This is a genomic window from Bacillus hominis, from assembly GCF_018332515.1.
Classification (GTDB): domain Bacteria; phylum Bacillota; class Bacilli; order Bacillales; family Bacillaceae_G; genus Bacillus_A; species Bacillus_A hominis.
In genome coordinates, this window is sequence record NZ_BOQD01000592.1 from 1 (window position 1) to 514 (window position 514).

The following is a 514-nucleotide window of genomic DNA, read 5'->3' on the forward strand; positions in this document are numbered from 1 at the left end:
AGCGAAAAAAGAACTTGGAGTAGAACAAGTAAGCCTCGAGTTTTTAACGTTTGAACAAGATAACGCAAAACGAATGGCAGAATATATAAAAGGTGATTTAGAAAAGAATTTGCATGGATTAACGATACAAATTAAACAACAGCCATTTAAGCAAAAGTTGCAGTTAGAACAAACAGGTGATTACGATATATCTATGGCAAATTGGGGACCTGACTATAAAGACCCAATTAGTTATTTAGAGCTATTTACGACGGGTAATCCGAATAATAAAATGAATTACTCTAATTCTCGTTACGATGAATTAATAAAGAAAGCGAAAAATGAGCTAGTACTAGATCAAGAGAAACGATGGGAAGCTCTGCAAGAGGCTGAACGTATTCTATTAGAGGACGCTGCGATAGCACCGCTTTATCAAATTGGCTCAGCTTATGTACAAAAGGATTATGTAAAAGGAATTGAAAAGCATCAATTTGGTGGTGTTTATACTTATAAGAATGCTTTTATAGACAAGAAA

Annotated in this window: 1 protein-coding gene; it reads left to right on the forward strand. The window is 34.2% G+C overall.

Annotated features, from left to right (window positions below; genetic code table 11):
- Positions 1–514: ABC transporter substrate-binding protein (locus tag KI356_RS27515; protein ID WP_238486255.1), on the forward strand; the 514-nt coding region annotated here is incomplete at both ends.